Below are 19585 nucleotides of genomic sequence, written 5' to 3'. Positions count from 1 at the left end.
ATAGTTTTTATCGGAACCATTTGCATCCGATACTTTCCATCCGCTACTGCCGACGACCCGATTTCGACTACTACCTGATCAGTCTTCGAGATTGGGTCGCAGCCAGCGCTCCAGCTCATCTACTGGCATACCCTTGCGCTCGGCGAGGCTCTCCAGCTGATCATGCGATATTTTGCCGACATTGAAATATTTGGATTCCGGGTGGGCAAAGTAGAGCCCGCTCACCGCGGCGGCAGGCATCATGGCAAAGCTGGAAGTTAATTCGATACCGGCATTATCGTCCGCACTCAGCAGTTTGAACAGCGTGGCCTTCTCGGTGTGGTCCGGGCAGGCCGGGTAGCCGGGGGCGGGGCGGATGCCGCTGTAGGCTTCCTTGATCAGCTCTTCATTACTCAGTGCTTCTTCGGCCTGATAGCCCCAGTGCTCTTTACGCACCTCGCGGTGCAGGTACTCGGCGAAAGACTCGGCCAGGCGATCGGCCAAGGCTTTTACCATGATCGCGCTGTAGTCGTCGTGCTTGGCTTCGTATTCGGCGGCAAGCTCGTCGGCGCCGATACCGGTGGTCACAGCAAAGCCACCGACATAATCCGCGACACCGGAGCCAACCGGGGCAACAAAGTCTGCCAGTGAGCGGCAGAATCCATCGCCACCGCGTTTCAATACCTGTTGGCGCATCTGATGCAGGCGCGCACGTTCTGCGCTGCGGCTCTCATCGGTGTATACGACAATGTCATCGCCATCGGCATTGGCGGGCCACAGGCCAAATACGGCGCGGGCTTTCAGTCGCTTGTTCTCGATGATATCGGCGAGCATGGTTTGCGCATTCTTGAACAGGTCGGTGGCGGCTTCGCCGACCACTGAATCGTTCAAAATAGCCGGGTATTTACCGGCCAGATCCCAGGAAATAAAGAATGGGGTCCAGTCGATGGTGTCCACCAGCTTTTCCAGCGGGAAGTCATCCAGCACGGTCAGGCCTGGCTTATTCGGAATGGCAGGGGTGAAGTTCTTCCAGTCGAACTGCGGGCCTGCTTCCAGTGCTTTCGCATAGCTCAGGCGCGGATCGTTGCGTTTGCGGTTCGCGGTGCGCTCGCGCACTTTTACGTATTCATCCTTTACGCCCTGTACAAAGCCGGGGCGCAGCTCATCCGACAGCAGGTTGCTGGCTACGCCGACAGCGCGGGACGCATCGGCGACGTAAACCACTTGGTTGCGCTTGAACTGCGGTTCGATTTTTACCGCGGTGTGCGCCTTGGAGGTGGTGGCACCGCCAATCATCAGCGGAATATCAAACTCCTGGCGCTCCATCTCGGCGGCAACGTGTACCATTTCATCCAGTGATGGGGTGATCAGGCCGGAAAGGCCGATGATATCGCACTGCTTTTCTTTCGCCGTTTGCAGAATGGTTTCCGCGGGCACCATGACACCCAGGTCGACCACTTCAAAGTTATTACACGCGAGTACCACGCCGACGATGTTCTTGCCGATATCGTGCACATCACCCTTTACCGTGGCCATCAGGATGCGGCCGTTGGGTTTGCTGTCGGCGGTTTTTTCCGCTTCGATGTAAGGCTGCAGGTAGGCTACGGCCTGCTTCATGACACGGGCAGATTTCACCACCTGCGGCAGGAACATCTTGCCCTCGCCAAACAGGTCGCCGACCACATTCATACCGTCCATCAACGGTCCTTCGATCACGTCCAGAGGACGTGTCGAGGCCGCGCGGGCTTCCTCGGTGTCTTCCTCGATAAAGTTATTAATCCCTTTTACCAGCGCATGCTCGAGACGCTTTCTTACCGGCCACTCGCGCCATGCCAGGTCTTCCTTGCGCTCGGCGGCGCTGCCATCACCGCGGTATTTTTCCGCGATATCCAGCAGTGCTTCGGTGGCGTTGTCGTTGCGGTTCAGGATGACATCTTCGACTTTGTCCCGCAGCTCATCGGGCAGGTCGCTGTAGACTTCCAACATGCCAGCATTCACGATGCCCATGTTCATCCCGGCTTTTACTGCGTGGTAGAGGAATACCGAGTGGATGGCTTCGCGCACTGGGTTATTGCCACGGAACGAAAAGGATACGTTGGAAACACCACCGGACACGTTGGCACCAGGCAGGTTTTTGCGGATCCAGCGGGTGGCTTCGATAAAGTCCACCGCATAGTTGTTGTGCTCTTCGATACCGGTGGCCACGGCAAAAATGTTCGGGTCGAAAACGATATCCGTGGGGTTGAAGCCCACCGTATTTACCAGCACGTCGTAGCTGCGTTTACAGATCTCCACCTTGCGTTCAAAGGTGTCGGCCTGTCCGGTTTCGTCAAATGCCATTACCACAACGGCGGCACCGTAGCGCAAGCACAAGCGCGCTTTCTCGATAAACTCCTCTTCACCTTCCTTAAGGCTGATGGAGTTCACGATGGGCTTGCCCTGGATGCACTGCAAGCCGGCCTCAATCACCTCCCACTTGGAGGAGTCGACCATAAACGGCACCTTGGCGATATCCGGCTCGGTCGCGCACAGATTGAGGAAGCGACGCATTGCCGCTTCCGAATCCAGCATCGCCTCATCCATGTTGAAGTCGATCACCTGAGCGCCGTCTTCTACCTGGGTTGCGGCGATCTGCAGGGCGGTATCGTAATCCTCTTCCATGATCAGGCGTTTAAAGCGTGCGGAACCGGTGACATTGCAGCGTTCACCAACGTTCACGAACAGGGCGTTTTCGTCGGCCACATAGGGCTCAAGGCCAGACAGGCGCAGCGCAGGTTTGATTTCGGGCAGTTTGCGCGGTGCCACATCGGCAACCGCGTCGGCGATCGCGCGGATATGGTGGGGTGTGGTACCACAGCAGCCGCCAAGAATGTTCAGGAAGCCGGCGCGGGCGAATTCAGAGACCACGGCTGCGGTTTCTGCCGGCGTCTCATCGTACTCACCGAACTCATTGGGCAGGCCGGCATTCGGATGCGCGGAGACGTGTTCCGCACAGACGCCAGACAGTGCTTCGACGTAGGGGCGCAGTTCGGACGCGCCCAGGGCACAGTTAAGGCCCACCGAGATGGGCTTGGCGTGGGCAACGGAGTAGTAGAACGCTTCGGTGGTCTGGCCCGACAAGGTACGCCCGGAGGCGTCGGTTATGGTGCCGGAAATCATGATCGGCAGTTCGAAGCCGCGCTGTTCGAACACTTCCTGCACGGCGTAAATCGCCGCCTTGGCGTTCAGGGTGTCGAAAATAGTTTCGATCAGGATGATATCGGACCCACCATCGATCAGCGCGTTGGTGGACTCGATGTAGTTCTCGACCAGCTCGTTGAAGGTGACGTTGCGGGCACCGGGATCGTTGACGTCCGGTGAGATGCTCGCGGTCCGCGAGGTAGGGCCGAGTACGCCAGCCACGTAGCGGGGTTTCTCCGGCGTGGAATACTGGTCGGCCGCGCGCCTTGCGACTTCGGCCGCGACGCGGTTGAGCTCCGGCACCAGGTCTTCCATGTCGTAATCGGATTGCGACAGGCGGGTGGCGTTGAAGGTGTTGGTTTCAATAATGTCCGCGCCGGCTTCCAGGTATTCCCCGTGAATGCGTTCGATCAAATCGGGCTGGGTCAGGACCAACAGGTCGTTGTTGCCCTTGATGTCGGAAGGGTAGTCGGCAAAGCGGGCACCGCGGTAGTCGGCTTCTTCCAGCTTGGCCCGCTGAATCATGGTGCCCATAGCACCGTCCAGAATCAGGATGCGCTCACCCAGGGCGGCGTATAACTGCTTCAGGCGTTGATCGCGGGACTGCTCAGACATCGGATTTTCCTTAAACCAGGGATCAAAAGGGCGGCAATATTAGCACAGATACCCCCTTACATCGGCTTTCTGGTCACTTGGTAAGATCCTGTTTTTATGCTGATCAAACAAAAGGTTATAGCGCTACCGAGCTACACTCAGATGGCTCACAGCACGGCATGACATGGCATGAGGAGACGCGCGTGAAGATACTGATGGTGTTGACCTCCCACGACCAACTGGGAGATACCGGGCAAAAAACCGGCTTCTGGCTCGAGGAGTTCGCCGCTCCGTATTATGTATTTGTGGATGCGGGGGCAGATATCACACTGGCCTCGCCGAAAGGCGGTCAGCCGCCCATCGACCCGAAGAGCGACGCGGACGATGCGCAGACCCTGGCCACACGCCGCTTCAAGAGTGACGGTTTGGCGCAGCAGGCGCTTGCGAATACCAAATCCCTGGATGAAGTTGATGTGGAGGGCTACGACGCGCTGTTTTATCCCGGCGGTCACGGTCCCCTGTGGGACCTGGCCGAGGACCAGCGCTCCATAGCGCTTATTCAGGGCTTCTATCGCTCGGACAAGCCTGTGGGTGCGGTGTGCCACGCACCGGCGGTGTTTCGCCATACCGTGGATTCCCACGGTGACCCGCTGGTTAAGGGCCGCAAGGCTACCGGGTTCAGCAACAGCGAAGAGGAGGGGGTCGGCCTGACCGATGTGGTCCCATTCCTGGTGGAAGACATGCTGAAGCAGAATGGGGCCGACTACTCCAAGACCGATGACTGGCAAAGCCATGTCACCACTGACGGATTGCTGATCATGGGTCAGAACCCCGCCTCTTCGGAGGCCACAGCGCGCGCGCTGTTGGGGGCACTTGCCTGATCTGCGCCAAGAGTGACGGTGTGGCCGGCTTTACTTGCGGGGATTAGCGCGTAGAATACCCGACCATAGAGCTCGGTTATTCCGTGCCGGCCATTGCAAGCCCTGAGATTTGAGAAGGTCTATGTCAGAACAGTCGTCAGAATTGAACGTCACCATCACCGAGTCCGCCCAGGAGTATCTGCGGGACCTCCTGGCCAAGCAGGACTGTGAAGGTATCGCTATCCGTATGTTTGTCTCCAACCCGGGTACACCAAACGCGGAAACCTGTATTGCCTACAGTCGCCCCGGTGAAGAAAAAGAGGGCGACCTGGAAATGCAGCTGGATGGCTTCAAAGCGTTCTTTGAAGGCCGCAGCGTGCCGTATCTAGATGAAGCCCGTGTTGATTACTCGGCGGACAAAATGGGGGGGCAGCTGACCATTCGTGCCCCCAATTCCCGCATGCCCAAGGTTACCGATGACAGCCCGATCGAAGATCGTATCAACTACGTGCTGTACAGCGAGGTAAACCCTGGCCTGGCCTCCCACGGCGGTCAGGTGAGCCTGGTGGAAGTTACCGAAGACATGTTTGCGGTACTGAAGTTTGGTGGCGGTTGCCAGGGCTGCGGCATGGTCGACATGACCCTGAAAGAGGGTGTCGAGAAAACCCTGAAAGAAAAGGTGCCTGAGCTTGCGGGTGTGAAGGATATTACCGACCACTCGGACAAGTCGCAGGCTTACTACTGATCCTGCTTAATCCTGTAAACACTCAAAAAACGCGGCTCAAGCCGCGTTTTTTTGTGTCTGAAATATTTAGCCTGGGTTCTAACTATTCATCCGCTTTTTGGTTTTACTGGTCGCTTGTGCGGTGGTTGGGTCATCCGGCCAGAAATGTTTCTGATATTTGATGCGTAATTCCTTTTTCACTTCCTGGTAGGTATTTTCCCAGAAGCTCGCCAGATCGCGAGTGACTTGCACCGGGCGTCGTGCCGGGGACAGCAGGTGAATCATCAGTGGGTAGCGGCCGTTAACAATCGCTGGGGTTTGCCCGAGACCAAACATCTCTTGAAGTCTAACCGGTAGTACGGGGGGCGACTCTCCATAGTCAATGGCGATACGTGATCCACTGGGCACCTGAATGTGGCTCGGTGCCAGCGTATCGAGTTGTTGCTGGGTGGACCACTCCAGCTGTGCGAGCAGAATGCTTTTGAGGTCCAGCTGCTTCAACTGGTCCAGTTTACTGAAGCCATTCAGGTGCGGGAGCAGCCACGACTCAAGGGATTCAAGCAGGGTGGTTTCGCTCCATTCGGGCAATGCCAGCCCATCCAGCAAGTCAGTAAATTGCTCCCGCTCACGGTAAAGAAAGCGCACGCGCTCCAGCAGATTCTCAGATTCTTTCGTCCACGGCAGCAGCCGCAAACCGCCCTGGCGAATGGCATCGAGCAACGCGCGGCTGATCAGTTCGGGAGAAATATCCTGTGCGGGTTTTTCATCCAGTATCAGCTTGCCAAGCAGGGTCTGCTTGCTGGCGATAGCGCGGCCAGCACTATTATCCCAGCGCACAGCCTCTCGCTGCTCAATAAGCTCAGAAAAGTACTCGTGGAGAAGTTCTCGCTCAATGCGCGCGGCCAGTTGAATGCGCGCGTCGCGACCCTGGCCATCAAGATCCGCGACGACGAGAAATGCTTCCTGGGTCAAATCGTCGTCATGGGAGAAGTGGGCGCCGCGCCCGTTCGATAGCAGAAAGCGCCGTTCGCGGTCGTGTCGATTTTTTGCAATTCTGTCGGGATAGGCGAGGCCCAATAAAACACCGGTAGCGTCGCGGGCGTCCAGCATTGCCGCCGACGTGGCATCACTCCCCGTCAGTTGGGCGCGCCAGGTCTTAGCCTGTTTGCGGATGCGTTGCATCGAAGCGAAGTCCGCACGGCTGTTCTTGGTGCGCCCGAGCAATACTTCCATGCGCTTGTGGATGTCTCTGTCCCAGCGCTGGTCCCCGCGGAAGATATCGCGCTCCGATAAGAGTGCCGCGAGTTGGGTAGCGGGCTCTTGCAGACCCAGTTCCACGCTGCGCAACATCATATGCGCCAGTCGGGGGTGGGTGCCGAACTGCAGTATTTGCTGCCCGTGCGGGGTGATCCGCAGCTGGGTGTCGAGCGCCCCCAGCTCGATCAGCAGTTCTTGCGCCTGTGCCGTGAGTCCCGGTGGTGGCAGGTCCAACCAGCGCAGTTCACTTGGCTCGCTCACCCCCCACTGGGCCAGCTCGAGCATCACCGGGGCCAGGTCACTTAACAGTATTTCCGGGCTGTTCTTTTTCGCCATGCCCCGTTGTGTGGATTCGCTCCACAAGCGCAGGCAATACCCTTCGCTGAGCCGTCCGGCACGGCCGGTGCGCTGGGTAGCGGAGGCCTGGGATATTTGTGTGGTTACCAGTCGATTCATGCCGGTATTGGGATCGAAGCGCGACTCCCGCATAAGTCCCGCATCCACCACAACACGGATACCTTCGATGGTGAGAGAGGTCTCGGCAACATTGGTGGCGAGCACAATTTTGCGCCTGCCTTCGGGGCAGGGCGCAATGGCCGCGTCCTGCTGCTCTTTTTTAAGGTCGCCATAGAGCGGCGCGATTACAACGTCTGGTTGATTACCGAGAGACTCCCGAAGTGAACTTTCTACCTGACGTATCTCGCCGACCCCCGGGAGAAACACAAGCACGCTGCCATCTTGCTGCGCCAGCAGCTCGTTCACTTTGCGTGCCACGGTTGTTGGCAATTGGCGGGGGTTTTCCGGCACCTGCTGGTGGGGGAGGTAGTCTATATCGACTGGGAAGGCGCGGCCTTCGCTGGTAATTACCGGAGCATTGTCCAGTAGGCCGGCAATGGCTTGCGTATCCAGCGTTGCCGACATAACCAGCAGCTTCAAATCTTCACGCAAAACTTCCTGTGATTGCAGGCACAGGGCCAGTGCCAGGTCACCCTGCAGATTGCGTTCATGGAATTCGTCGAAAATGACCAGTGCGGTTTCGGTGAGCTCGGGGTCGGATTGCAGCAAGCGGGTGAGAATCCCCTCGGTCACCACGAGAATACGCGTATCACGGCCGTATTTGCGCTCTGCACGAATTTGATAGCCCACGGTTTTACCCACGGGTTCGCCGAGCAGTTCCGCCATGCGGGCGGCAGTGGACCGGGCTGCCAGTCGCCGAGGTTCCAGCATGATAATTCTGCGGCCCTCAAGCCACGGGCTGTCCAGCAGCGCCAGTGGTACCGTGGTGGTCTTGCCGGCGCCCGGAGGCGCCTGCAGCACAACGTTGTTTTTTTGATTAAGGGTGTCGCGCAACTGGGGCAACACCTCGCGGATGGGTAACTCAAACATAGCTGGTATTATACCGGGCAAAAGGCACCGTGCAGCTAGGTGCGAGCCATTGGGGCCAAAGGCGGAATATCAGCGAGAACGGGGCATATGGAACACAAATTTTGGCTGGATAAGTGGCACAAAAACGAAATCGGCTTCCATAACCCGGACGCGCATCCGTTACTGGTGACGCACCTGGATGCGCTTGGGCTTGCGGCCCGTGCCAGGGTGTTTCTACCGCTGTGCGGGAAAACCCTGGACATTGCCTGGTTATTGCAAAACGGCTTTCGAGTCGTCGGCGCTGAGTTGAGTGAATTGGCCATTCAGCAGCTGTTTGCACAGCTTGGGATTGAGCCACAAGTTAGCAACGTAGGTAACGCAAAGCACTACCGCGGTGGGCAGCTTGAGGTCTTTGTTGGCGATATTTTCGAACTCACGCGCGATGCGCTGGGCCCCATCGATGCGGTATACGATCGCGCTGCGCTGGTGGCGCTACCAGAGGCAATGCGCACCGCATACGCTGCCCACCTGATTGGGCTCACATGCGGCGCCAATCAGCTGTTGCTAGCCATTGATTACGACCAGAATAAATTACCCGGACCGCCATTTTGTGTGGATGCTGCCGAGGTTCACCGACTTTACGACAAGGCCTACATGACGGCGCAACTGGGTTCTGCCGAAATTGAGGGCGGTTTGAAGGGTAAGGTGCCGGCACGCGAGGTCGTCTGGCTACTGAGCTAGCAGGGAACCGTACAAAGCACATAAGGAAAGTACACAACTAAATTACACAGCAATGACGCAGCATATATCAGGGATTGATTGGGGGATTATTGCCGGTTACTGCATTGGCCTGCTGGCCATGGCGTACTGGCTGTCGCGGCGCCAGAGCAGTCGGGAAGATTACTATGTCGCGGGGCGCAACCTGGGGCCGTGGCCGGTAGGCTTGTCGATCATGGCCACCCAGTGCTCTACCAACAGCATCCTCGGTGCACCGGCCTTTGTTGCGTTTACCGCGGGCGGTGGCCTGTTGTGGCTGCAGTATGAACTGGCAGTGCCCCTGGCCATGGTGGTGTTGATCCTGTTCGTGATGCCGCTGTTTCGCCACCTCAATCTCGTCTCTGTCTATGCCTACCTCGAACAGCGCTTTGATCTTGCCACTCGCCTGACACTCAGCGGGCTGTTTCTATTTGTGCGCGCGTTTGCCACTGCCGTTACCGTCTACAGCATTGCCCTGGTGATCGATTTGATTACCGGGTTAGGCTTTTTCGCGTCTGTGTTGCTGCTTGGTGCATTCACGGTGGTGTATGACGTGATGGGCGGTATTCGTGGCGTTATCTATTCCGATGTATTGCAGTTACTCATTCTCGCAATCATGCTGGTGGTGGTGCTGGTTTCGCTGACGACCGCCGCTGGTGGGACGGACGCAATGTGGCAGGCCTTCGACAGTGAACGGAAAACCACGCTCGACTTTGCGCACCACGGTTTCGGAGATGGCGAGACGTTCGCGTTTTGGCCAATGCTGTTAGGTGGGCTTTTTCTGTATGTCTCCTATTACGGTTGCGATCAGAGCCAGGTGCAGAGGCAACTCAGTACCCGCAATATTGATGCTACCAATAATGCGCTGCTGATCAATGGCCTGCTGCGTTTCCCGCTGGTATTCCTGTATTGCCTGGTGGGTGTGGGGATCGGCGTGTATGCCGCGCAGCACCCGGCATTCGTCGCTGCATTACCGGCGACCGGGCAGGGGCCCCAATACAATCTCGCCGTACCGCTCTACATGATCAACGCGTTACCCGTTGGGTTGGTAGGGCTGAGTCTGGTGGCGTTGTTTGCTGCCGCCATGTCGTCCCTCGATTCGGTGCTGAACTCGTTAAGTGCTACGACCATGGAAGATTACGTGCGGCGCTTCCACCATGGACGTTGGACGGCACGCAAAGAGCTGGTTTATTCACGGGGCATAACCGCAATCTGGGGCGTTGTTACGCTGGTGATGGCGTTTTACGTGGGCGATATCGCGCCTACAGTGTTGGAGGCAATCAACAAAGTCGGCTCACTGGCGAATGGGCCGATTCTGGCGGTGTTCATTCTGGGCTTTTTGGTGCAGCGTGTGACAGGACCGCAGGTCATTGTCGGGCTGTCAGTCGGGGTGGCAGTAAATGGCATATGTTGGCTGACTATGCCGGAGATTTCCTGGCTGTGGTGGAATGTGATTGGCTTTTTCGTGACGGTTGTTGCGGCAGTTGTGGCTTCTTTCCTACACAGCAACAAGCGCAAAAGTGAAGCGGCAGCAACCAAAGGTGGGCCGGATTTATACGAACAGGCAATAGGTCACCACTTGCGCGCGGAGGCCAAGGTGAATTGGTATCGCCGCAGTGCCTGGCTCCTTGTGTGGTTTCTGTGCCTGTTTTTGCTATTTCGCTGGTTGCAATAGAGCAATAGAGGAATAGGGCACGCTAATGTGAATGGCGCTTGGGCATGAGATACCAGAGCAGCGCGGCAACCAGGAACAGGGCCGGTACATCGCCCAGTAAGTTTGCCCGTTCGGTCTCGTCTACTAGGGCCTGAACCAGCATGATGGCACCGTGCACAATACTCGACCAAATGGTAAACCAGATAAGGCTGAGGTTCTCCATGGGATTTTTCGCAGCTCTGATCAGGAATATCCCGAGCGTCGCGTAGAGCCCCATAATCATCTGCTCGTACTCCGGCTGTCGCGGCGTCCAACCCCAACCGGATGGCCATACCCACATCATCATGATGTAGATCCCAAAGATAAAGAAGATGCCCAGGACGACGAGGGCGATCTTCAGATATGTCATTCTCTGTGCGTCAGTCATTGTCGGTTCCTGTTGCCTAATACGCGCAGTGGGTTTGCTTGCTATCCAAGTAGTGTAGATAGGATTCTGCGGATGGTCGGGCACGCACTGACACATGTGCGCGCAGGATGATAGGTGGGAGGCGGTAAACGAGAAACGCTATTGCGCGGTTAAAAAAAAGGCCGGCAAAGCCGGCCTGTAATAAGCGTGAAACTGTTTAGCCTTTGCGGGCCTGAAGTGGTTTTCGCAGCTGCTCCGCCATACCGAGCAGCAGGGATTCGGTGGTTTCCCAGTCGATACACTTGTCGGTTACGGAGACACCGTATTCCATCTTGCTGCGATCTTTATTGATCTTCTGGTTGCCCGCCTTCAGGTTACTTTCCACCATGATACCGATAATGGACTTGTTGCCATCCAGAATCTGATGCGTCACGTTGTCCACCACCAGCGGCTGCAATTCGTGGTTCTTGTTGGAGTTGGCGTGGCTGCAGTCCACCATGATGTTGGCCACCAGGCCTGCTGCCTCGAGTTCTTTCTCACACATCGCCACGCTGACGGAGTCGTAGTTCGGCTTGTCATTGCCACCGCGGAGCACCACGTGGCCGTACTTGTTGCCGGCAGTGTGGATGATGGCGACCTGACCTTCTTTATTGATACCCAGGAAACGGTGCGGATTGGCGGTGGACTGAAGCGCATTGATAGCCACTTCCAGGCTGCCGTCGGTACCGTTTTTAAAGCCCACTGCGGAAGACAGACCACTGGCCATTTCGCGGTGTGTCTGGGATTCGGTGGTGCGGGCACCAATCGCAGACCAGGAAATCAGATCCTGCAGGTACTGCGGTGAGATCGGGTCCAGTGCCTCGGTGGAGGTTGGCAGGCCCAGCTCCGCAACATCCAACAGGAGCTTGCGGCCAATGTGCAGGCCGTCTTCAATCTTGAACGAATCGTCCAGGTGCGGATCGTTAATCAATCCTTTCCAGCCCACGGTGGTACGGGGCTTCTCAAAATACACACGCATCACGATCAGCAGGGTGTCAGAGACCTTGTCGGCCAGCGCCTTCAGGCGCTTGGCATAATCGATGGCCGCATCGACGTCGTGAACGGAACAGGGGCCGATCACAACCATCAGGCGGTGGTCTTTGCGGTCGAGAATGTCGCGCACGGCGGCACGGCCGGCGGCCACAGAAGCTTCAGCTGCCTCACTAACGGGCAGTTCTGATTTCAGCGCTTCCGGTGTAATCAGGATGTCCTGGGAGACGACGTTAAGGTCGTCGAACTGCTGCGTGGTCATGGTTAAATCACTACTTATTTAGATAATTTGGTCGCGTCCTTGCCCACAGCTAAGTACTGCGGGGCAGTTATGCTACCTAGTGACTGGGGGTAGGGCTAGGGTTTCATTTGAAACAGTTTTACCTGTCACGGGATTCCTCTGCCCGCGCAAAATTTGTCTAGCTTTGCGCGGGTAGCGAGGGATGAGTTTGCTCTGGGCTTTTGGTGGTGGCGCCTGGCTAGGATAGCGCGTGCGCGTTATCCGCGCGCGCAGGCTGAGGTGGACGCGATTGTTATACCCTCGGTCCAGCCGCAGATCCTGGCCAAGCTTTTCTGGTCTTATTCCGGCGGCAGCTCCGCCAGCGTTTGCAGCAAGGGAAAGTACAGCGCGCAGCGGACAGTCGTTTCGCCACGCTGGTAAAACAGGCGTCGGTAGCGGTCCAGCTGGCTCCGGTACTGCTCAAGTTGGGCGGCAATAAAGCCTGACTGCTCTTCCCCTGCGGCAGGTTCCGTGGTCTTGTAATCGACGATCCAGCGGCTGCCTTCGGCGTCGACAAAGGTGCGATCAATAATGTTGCGGCGCAGCTGGCCGCCCCCGGAGTGAATTTCCAATTCGGCGGCAGACTGTTGGTGGCTTGCATCAAGCAACCAGCGCCCGGTTGCGCAATCGAGTGTGCGGGTAATTGCCTGTTCAACTTTCTGCGCCGCACTTTCTAGGCTGCGCCCACTCAATCCGGCCTGAGCGAGACGCAATTGCCACAGGGGGCGTAATTCGCTAAGTAATTCGGATGCAGGTTGCTGCAAGCGCTGCGGTGCTTCGGTGAGCGTTGCCAGGGTTTCGTGAGCCACGGTGCCTGCATGCCGGAACCAGCGCTGGTGTACCTGTCCAAGTTCGGGCAGGTTGCGCGCTGCTGTCAGGTCCTCCGCCTCCTCAGCGAGTGCCACTTGTGTGCTTGCGAGGCGGTAACTGGCCAGCAGGTTTCCATGTGGGTACGCAGGGGGCTGCCAACTCAATGGAAGCTGCAGCAAATAGCTGTGATCCGTAGACGCGGTGTCGGCCGCAGGCTCCGGGCTTTCAAGCCAGTGACACCAATTGCTGTCTGCTTGTTCGCTAAGCGCGGGCCAGATACTGGCGAGCAGCGATGCGGGGGTGGGCGCTTTGTAGTCCTCATTTTTTTTATCGGAAGACTTTACGTTGGCCAGTAGGTACAAGCTGTGGATCGCACGCGTACAGCCCACGTACAGCAGGCGTGTGCCCTCGAGTCGCTCGCGTTCGCTGTTGTCGTGTTTCACGTAGGCGTAGAGCGGGTCTTTGCCGCTGCGCGGGCTTTTAGGCGCGAGCAGAAAACGGTTATCTGCCTCAGCATTTAGCCAACTGCACCAGCGCAACAGCTGGTCGCTGCCGCCGGCCCCGCCGGACTTATCCAGGCCGGGAATGATTACATGGTCAAATTCCAGGCCCTTGGACTTGTGGATCGTCATCACCTGCACGGTGGCCTGTTGCGCAGGGCGTGCGAACAACTTTTCCAGGGCTTGTTCGAACGCGGGCCAGTCGCCGATGCGACCACCCTGGTCGTATTTTTCCAGTAGTTGAAAAAAGTCCGCAGCGTTACTCAGTTCCTGCTTGTCTGCAACACTCGCGGGCCCGCCCAGGGCGAGCCACAGGCCTTCGATCCAAACCCGCAGCGGCTTGCGGTAGCGTTGCTGCCACGCTTCGAGGATCACCGGCAAAGCTCGTTGCAAGCGCTGCGCGCCATCCTCGCTCAGCCCCGCGATAGCCTGGCCGTTGAGCAGGGTGTCTAGCAATACGCTTAGCAGGGGCGCGTTTTTCGGATCACGTGGATCCCGAGGCGGTGCGTTGTCATCGAGACTTTTGGTCTCGGCAGTGGTCTCGGCAGTGACGTTGGCCAGTGCATGCAGGTCGGGCAGGGTGAGGCCACACCACGGGGCGCGCAGTACCGCTAACCAGCTGATGCGGTCCGATGGATCTTGCAAGGCGCGTGTCAGACTGAGCAAGTCCAGCACGACCATTTTACTGGCTAAGGGCGAGAGATCCTGGGCCTGGTACGGAATACCGGCACGGGTGAGTTCCGGCAAGATCTGTTGCAGATGTTTTTTGTTCCGCACCAGAATGGCGATGCTTGCCGAGGGCGATTGCGCCTGCAGATCTTGTACGATCTGCAGAGTCTTCTCTGCCTCCAGTAAACGTTCGTTATCGTCAGTGCAGCCATAAAAGGTGACGGGCTCACCTTCCCAGGAGCGCGGCTTGAATGCCACGGATTCCAGATAGCGCACGGCACCGCGGCTAATATTGTCTTTGCTTGGGAAGGCACGCGCGAAGGTGCTGTTTACCCAGTCCACCACAGCGGTACTGGAGCGAAAGTTCACCTGTAGATTCAGTGGTACCAGCGGCAGCTCACCAATACCTTCGTTGCGCGCGTCCAGAAAGATGCCCACGTTGGCATTGCGGAAGCCGTAGCAGGATTGCATGCCGTCACCCACGATAAACAGGCTGCGCCCGTCTTGCGGCTCCCAGCCGGCGGTGAGTTTTTGCAGCAACTCCAGTTGTAACTGGGATGTGTCCTGGAATTCATCCACCAGTATGTGCTGAATCTGCACGTCTAGCTTGAGCGCGACTTCACTGGGATCGTCACTGCTGCCCAGTGCCGCCAGCGCCGCCTGCGCGACCTCGGTAAAGTCGGTGCCGCCGACCTGCTGGAACACGAGCTTCAGTTCTGCGACCAGCAGCGGCAAGATACGGGCCATAGAGCGCAGAATCTGCCACTGCCCGTCGTCCATACCGCCGGGGAGCGTGCGTACCTCGGCGATGAGTTGCAGCAGCGTCTCATCGCCAGACAGGGAGCCGAGCAGGGCGCTGATTCGGGCCTTTTGTTCCTTAGCCTTGTCTGCATCTGGGGACTTTTTATCGGCGGCGGGAAAGCCGATGGTTTTGCTTACCGACTTGCGATAGGTACCGGTACCGGTGACAAGTAGCTCAGCCAGCGCCAGCCACTGTGGCAGACCCTCGGCGTTACAGCTCGGTGCGCCTGCGATACCCGCCAGTTGGCTTATTGGATGTTCGGGTTTGTCTTTGCTGAGATTAGTGCCCGCGTAGTCCGCGAGTTCAATCAGCTCGCCGAGGTAGGTCCCCAAGCCCGCTTTTAGTGCAGCAAGCTGGCTTTCAATCAACTCGTTTATTACGAAGGTGAAGTAGTCTTCCGCTTCCTCCTGATGCACCGCGAGTAGCGGTTCCAGCCACTGTTCCCGCTTTTCCAGCAGGGTCTGCAGCAGCCCGGTCACTTCCGGGAGGTTGTTGTCGAGATGCAGCAACAGTTCGCCGAGATCCCTATCCAGCGGTTCTTGCTCCAGTTTCGCGAGGAGATTGGCAATCGCCTTCTCATAGGCGATCGCGGGCTGTTCCAGGGGTTCGCCCGGTGCGCCCAAGCCGCTGTCGACCGGTAATTGGCTGGCGATGTTTCGGCACAGTCCATCGATGGTCTGGATGCGCAGGCGCTGTGGGCTCTCAAGCAGGTGCCATTGATGTGTCTGGTCGTGGAGCAACAAATTCTTTGCTAGCTGCCAAGTAATTCTTGCATGGGGGTTTTCTGGCTCCGGATTGTCCCGTGCGTCGAGCAAGGCATCGAGCAGGCGCTCGCGCATTTCACCCGCTGCTTTGCGGGTAAAGGTAATCGCCAGTACTTCTTCCGGCTGTTTGCAGGCGGCAAGCAATTTGAGCAGGCGCTGGGTCAGCAAGCCGGTTTTGCCGGAGCCGGCGGGGGCAGAGACCGCATAGCTTTGGGTGATATCGAGCGCTTGCGCGCGCTGCTGGGCATCTACAGGTGTTGTACTGCTCATGACTGTCGTTCCGGCCAGCGATTCAGCGGCCACAAATTTTTCTGGTTTTCGTTGTCCGCCGGGCGGTCGAAGCGGAGCGCGGCATACCCGGTTTTGTACTCTGTGGCGAGTGTTGCCAGTGCCTGTTGCCAGTGCTGGGTCAGCTGATCCCAGTTGCTGAATTCTGCTTCGGGATTCTTCTGGCTGTCACCAACCGCTTTTATGCCCTTGATGGAATGGGTGAGTTCACCGGTACCAAGATATTTGCAATCACCATTTTTTACCTCACCGTAGGCAATGCCTTTTACGTTTGGCAGGTACAGGGCGTAGAGCGGTAATTGAGGCTCACGCACCCGCGCCTGCAGCCAGTCGCTGACACTGGTTTGGCCGGTTTTGTAGTCGATTACCAGCTGTTCTTGCTGATCCGCGGTGATGAGGTCGTCCAGCCGGTCCAGACGCAATGTCAGGGTCAACCCCTCGAGATTCACGGTTGTTTGTGACTCAATTTGCGTAGCCTCAAATTGTGGGCGCGCCAGTTCCAGCGGCAGCCACTGTTCGAAAATGTCTTCCAGGCGACTTTTTTCCAGCGACCAGAATGCCTGCGGCAGCTCCGGATGTTTTCTTTTTAGCCGCCCAATGGCGGCGTCAATACTGGTGTTGATCTGGAGCTTGCGCTGCTCTGGTGTCATTTCGACAAGCTGGCGAGACGTTTTACAGTTTTCCCAGAAAGCAGCGAGCATTTCATGAATGAGGTTGCCGCGTTCGGCGGGGCTCAAACCGAGACCCGGCTGCATAAAGCTGTCGGCGCCAAGTCGGTAGCGGAGTTGCGCGTTAAGTGGGCACAGGGCCTGCGCCTTCAGCACCCCGGCGCCACCACGGACCTGTGCGCATTCTGTGGCAGAGAGCGGCGGGAGTGCTGCGTCCGGCGTTTTCTCCAGCGCAGTCGCGACCTCCAGTGATTCGTGAAAAGCCTGGAGTGGGTCGCTATCCATCCAACCTGCGGGCGCAGGGCTGTCAAACAGTGCGCTGAGCGATTGGCCTACACCATCTTCTTCAAAGGCGTAGCTAACCACGACATCACTGCTACTGTTTAGCAAGTCCCGGGTAAGCTGTTGAGCAAGTTCCAATTCACGCTCGGCGCTCGCCCGTGGCATTTTCCAGTCTTTCTGCCACAGGATGGGGAGCATCGGGTTGGGCGATGGCGGTGCCGGCCACTGCTGCTGACCGAATCCCACGAGACGCATATGCTCGAACGCCAGGCCGCCGGCTTCCAGTACCCCGAGGATTTGCAGTGGCCCGTCACGAGTTTCTGCCTGGAACGGACTGCGGCTGGCAATCTGTCGCAACAGCTGCAGTGCCTTGCGCAGTGGCAGTGCGCCAGTAAACTCGCTGAGATTGGCAAAGCCTTCCAGTGCCTGCTCCCACAGTACCAGTTGCTGGTATTCCTGGCTGTTGGGGTTACGTGTGCCGGGCCAACCGAGCCTCAGTAGTAGCTCTGAAAAGCGCTGCGCCCAGACTTCCGCTGGGGCGCGTTGCCAGCGCCGTGCCCAGTCGCCCAGTTGGTTAAGTTGACCGGGCAGCGCGCTTTCGGGGGCAAGCTCCTCGGCGAGCTTTTCCGCCCAGGTGCGCAACAGGTGTCCGGGTATCTCACGCAATTCCAGCTTCTGCAGCCGCCGCATCAGGGCGCTGCGCAAATGCTGTTCGGCTGCTCCTTCATCTCCCCAAAACGGACTGAACAGCAGATTGCGCAGGGTGCTGTAATCAAACGAATCCGTGAGCATCTCCAGCAGCTCGAGCGAGGCCGAGCCAACCGGTGTCTTTGCCAGCGGCGTGCCCGCGGAAAAGTTGAAAGGGAGAGTGTACGCGGGCTGGGTAGGAGAGAACCACTGAGGTTCCAGTACGCGCGCAAACACCTGTTCCACCTGGGCGCGACACTGGCCCAGGTTGTTGACGACGATACCAATGCTTGCTTCAGGATTCTGCGCCAGCTTGGTGGCGGCCCAGCGTGCTGCTTGCTGAAGTTCTTCTTCAAGGTTATGGCAGCGACTCACTTGCAGGGAGCTTGCCGTGGCTGCGGGGATGCCGAACCGCACAACGTTTTCGGCCGCCACGGCAAACAACTTTTCATTGAGTGGGGAGGATTGCACAAAGCCCGCCAGGGAGAGCTGCGGGAGACGCGCCAACTGCCCCTCTTCAAAAGCGCGCAAAATGAGCAGGTCGCGCTGGTCCCGGGTGATCCCGTTGTGTTGCGCAAGCGTTTGCTGGAACCTGGGCAATAGCGCGAATAGCGGATAGTCGCTGGCCTGTAAGCCAGTATTTTCAAAGTGAGGCTGCAACACCTCCTGTGCGTTTTCCAATTGCTCGATTCGACACCACTGAAACAATTGCGCCAATGCGCCGTCACAGTGGCCTGCCAGCTGTTGCGTGTTAATTAGGCCCTTATCCAGCGTGCTATCGATAGAGGCCTGCCATAAGAGTTGGCATTGCTCACGGTTAAGCACCCGGCGCAAAGCCGGCGGCCATTGTTTTTGCTGTAGTTCAAACCAGAGTTTGTCGAGCCAGCCCTGCAGCGATTCCACCGCCGGTGGTGTCCAGTTTTTGGTCGTCGCTGGCTGGAATGCGCCGAAGACTTGCAAACAGCGATTGCGTAGTCGATTGGTCGGGGTGAGCAGGAGTCCGCCCTCCGGCAATTCATTGAGGATCTGCCGGAAAGGAAATGCAGGTTGCAGCATAAAGTTTGACGCTGAATAGAATGTTTATTGCTGTTTTATAAGCCGAGAAGCTGGGGCTTCACAGCGCTACAGTCTAACCGCAATCGACTGGTGCTGATACGTTGGGGCGAATTCACTAAACGCCTGCAGAATCTGCTCAGCTTGATGGTCACTGCTGGTGAGCAGCTGGCTGCTCTGCGGTTCGTTTGGCAGGGCAAGTTTGAGTTCATCGAGCCACCAGCGCACCCGGCGTGCAATGGCATCGCCGGAATCTAACCAGGTGAGAGGCCGCGGTGAGGCTGCGTTGAGTTCTTCTCGAAGCAGCGGAAAGTGCGTACAGGCCAATACCGCTGTGTCGAGGGCATCGCCATGGGGGCCGGCAAACAGTCTTTCTATAACCGGTGCCAAATCTGCCGGAGTAATCGTTTCGCCGCGCAGTTTCGCTTCCGCCAGAGCCACAAGCTCCGGTGCGGGGACGTTAATCACGCGGCTGCTGTTGGCGAACTGGTCAATCAGCTCGCGCGTGTAACGGCGATTGACCGTGCCCTCGGTGGCAATCAGGGCGATGGTGCCGGTCAGGCTGCCGGCGGCAGCGGGTTTGATGGCTGGCACTACGCCGACCACAGGTTGTCGCAGGGCTTGTCGCAGTGGGGGGAGGGCCAGTGTGCTGGCGGTGTTGCAGCCGACCACGAGCAAATCGGCGTCGCAGGCAGCAAGCATCCGGCTCGCGATCTCAACAATACGCGGGCCCAGAATGTCCTCAGGCTTGTTGCCGTAGGGGTAGAAGCCGTTATCAATACCGAAATGCAGGGTGAGACCGGGTATTTGCCGGCGGATTTCCCGCGCAATACTGATAGCGCCGACCCCGGAATCGAATATCAATGCACTGGGGGCCTTGTTAGAATGGCGGCTGGATTGTTGGCCGCTCTCTACTGGCATGCGACAACCTGTCTCCCGTTAAGTAGCTCTAAGTACCTCTGGCCGGCAAGGATACCC

Annotated in this window: 11 protein-coding genes; 4 read left to right on the top strand and 7 right to left on the bottom strand. The window is 57.8% G+C overall.

Annotated elements, in window-relative coordinates:
• Window positions 1–78: 78 nt before the first annotated feature.
• Window positions 79–3774 carry a methionine synthase gene (metH, locus tag AS89_RS0102915; protein ID WP_010130825.1) on the bottom strand — a complete coding sequence of 1232 codons (3696 nt, stop codon included), beginning with the start codon at window positions 3772–3774 and terminating at the stop codon, window positions 79–81.
• A gap of 182 nt (window positions 3775–3956) precedes the next feature.
• Here metH and AS89_RS0102910 point away from each other — a divergent pair, with 182 nt between their 5' ends.
• Window positions 3957–4634, top strand: coding sequence for a type 1 glutamine amidotransferase domain-containing protein (locus AS89_RS0102910; protein WP_010130824.1), 678 nt, complete (start codon window positions 3957–3959; stop codon window positions 4632–4634).
• 121 nt (window positions 4635–4755) lie between these two features.
• Window positions 4756–5358 carry a Fe-S biogenesis protein NfuA gene (nfuA, locus tag AS89_RS0102905; RefSeq protein ID WP_010130823.1) on the top strand — a complete coding sequence of 201 codons (603 nt, stop codon included), beginning with the start codon at window positions 4756–4758 and terminating at the stop codon, window positions 5356–5358.
• 78 nt (window positions 5359–5436) lie between these two features.
• On the opposite strand, the gene hrpB is transcribed toward nfuA, so the two are convergent.
• Window positions 5437–7980: an ATP-dependent helicase HrpB gene (gene hrpB / locus AS89_RS0102900; protein WP_010130822.1), complete on the bottom strand. Its 2544-nt coding sequence runs from the start codon at window positions 7978–7980 to the stop codon at window positions 5437–5439.
• 87 nt (window positions 7981–8067) lie between these two features.
• On the opposite strand from hrpB, the gene tmpT reads away from it, so the two are divergent.
• Window positions 8068–8700: a thiopurine S-methyltransferase gene (gene tmpT / locus AS89_RS0102895; RefSeq protein ID WP_010130821.1), complete on the top strand. Its 633-nt coding sequence runs from the start codon at window positions 8068–8070 to the stop codon at window positions 8698–8700.
• Between the two features lie 52 nt (window positions 8701–8752).
• Window positions 8753–10390 carry a sodium:solute symporter gene (locus tag AS89_RS0102890; RefSeq protein ID WP_010130820.1) on the top strand — a complete coding sequence of 546 codons (1638 nt, stop codon included), beginning with the start codon at window positions 8753–8755 and terminating at the stop codon, window positions 10388–10390.
• Window positions 10391–10412: 22 nt separating this feature from the next.
• Here the strand turns inward: AS89_RS0102890 and AS89_RS0102885 are convergent, their stop codons facing one another.
• From AS89_RS0102885 to murI, 5 genes are all read right to left on the bottom strand, one after another.
• Complete coding sequence (locus AS89_RS0102885) at window positions 10413–10778, bottom strand: DUF6632 domain-containing protein (protein WP_237709619.1); 366 nt, start codon at window positions 10776–10778, stop codon at window positions 10413–10415.
• Between the two features lie 214 nt (window positions 10779–10992).
• Window positions 10993–12066 (bottom strand): 3-deoxy-7-phosphoheptulonate synthase, encoded by a 1074-nt coding sequence (locus tag AS89_RS0102880; protein ID WP_010130818.1) that lies wholly within the window; start codon window positions 12064–12066, stop codon window positions 10993–10995.
• A 317-nt stretch (window positions 12067–12383) separates the two neighbouring features.
• The gene (locus AS89_RS0102875) at window positions 12384–15899 is read right to left on the bottom strand and encodes a UvrD-helicase domain-containing protein (RefSeq protein WP_010130817.1); all 3516 of its coding nucleotides are present in this window, start codon (window positions 15897–15899) and stop codon (window positions 12384–12386) included.
• The gene (locus AS89_RS0102870) at window positions 15896–18610 is read right to left on the bottom strand and encodes a PD-(D/E)XK nuclease family protein (protein ID WP_010130816.1); all 2715 of its coding nucleotides are present in this window, start codon (window positions 18608–18610) and stop codon (window positions 15896–15898) included. Before AS89_RS0102870 ends, AS89_RS0102875 begins: the two co-directional genes overlap by 4 nt.
• Before the next feature lie 66 nt (window positions 18611–18676).
• Entirely contained in the window at window positions 18677–19528 is an 852-nt protein-coding gene (gene murI / locus AS89_RS0102865) for a glutamate racemase (protein ID WP_010130815.1), read from the bottom strand.
• Between the last annotated feature and the right edge of the window lie 57 nt (window positions 19529–19585).

Source organism: Microbulbifer agarilyticus S89, from assembly GCF_000220505.1.
Lineage (GTDB): Bacteria > Pseudomonadota > Gammaproteobacteria > Pseudomonadales > Cellvibrionaceae > Microbulbifer > Microbulbifer agarilyticus_B.
The sequence above is the reverse complement of the archived record's forward strand: the minus strand, read 5'-3'. Positions and strand labels throughout refer to the sequence as shown.

Excerpts from the sequence above, each read along its gene's own strand:
- metH (WP_010130825.1), bottom strand. The coding sequence starts at position 3,774 with ATGTCTGAGCAGTCCCGCGATCAACGCCTGAAGCAGTTATACGCCGCC.
- nfuA (WP_010130823.1), top strand. The coding sequence starts at position 4,756 with ATGTCAGAACAGTCGTCAGAATTGAACGTCACCATCACCGAGTCCGCC.
- hrpB (WP_010130822.1), bottom strand. The coding sequence starts at position 7,980 with ATGTTTGAGTTACCCATCCGCGAGGTGTTGCCCCAGTTGCGCGACACC.
- tmpT (WP_010130821.1), top strand. The coding sequence starts at position 8,068 with ATGGAACACAAATTTTGGCTGGATAAGTGGCACAAAAACGAAATCGGC.
- AS89_RS0102890 (WP_010130820.1), top strand. The coding sequence starts at position 8,753 with ATGACGCAGCATATATCAGGGATTGATTGGGGGATTATTGCCGGTTAC.
- AS89_RS0102885 (WP_237709619.1), bottom strand. The coding sequence starts at position 10,778 with ATGACATATCTGAAGATCGCCCTCGTCGTCCTGGGCATCTTCTTTATC.
- AS89_RS0102880 (WP_010130818.1), bottom strand. The coding sequence starts at position 12,066 with ATGACCACGCAGCAGTTCGACGACCTTAACGTCGTCTCCCAGGACATC.
- AS89_RS0102875 (WP_010130817.1), bottom strand. The coding sequence starts at position 15,899 with ATGAGCAGTACAACACCTGTAGATGCCCAGCAGCGCGCGCAAGCGCTC.
- AS89_RS0102870 (WP_010130816.1), bottom strand. The coding sequence starts at position 18,610 with ATGCTGCAACCTGCATTTCCTTTCCGGCAGATCCTCAATGAATTGCCG.
- murI (WP_010130815.1), bottom strand. The coding sequence starts at position 19,528 with ATGCCAGTAGAGAGCGGCCAACAATCCAGCCGCCATTCTAACAAGGCC.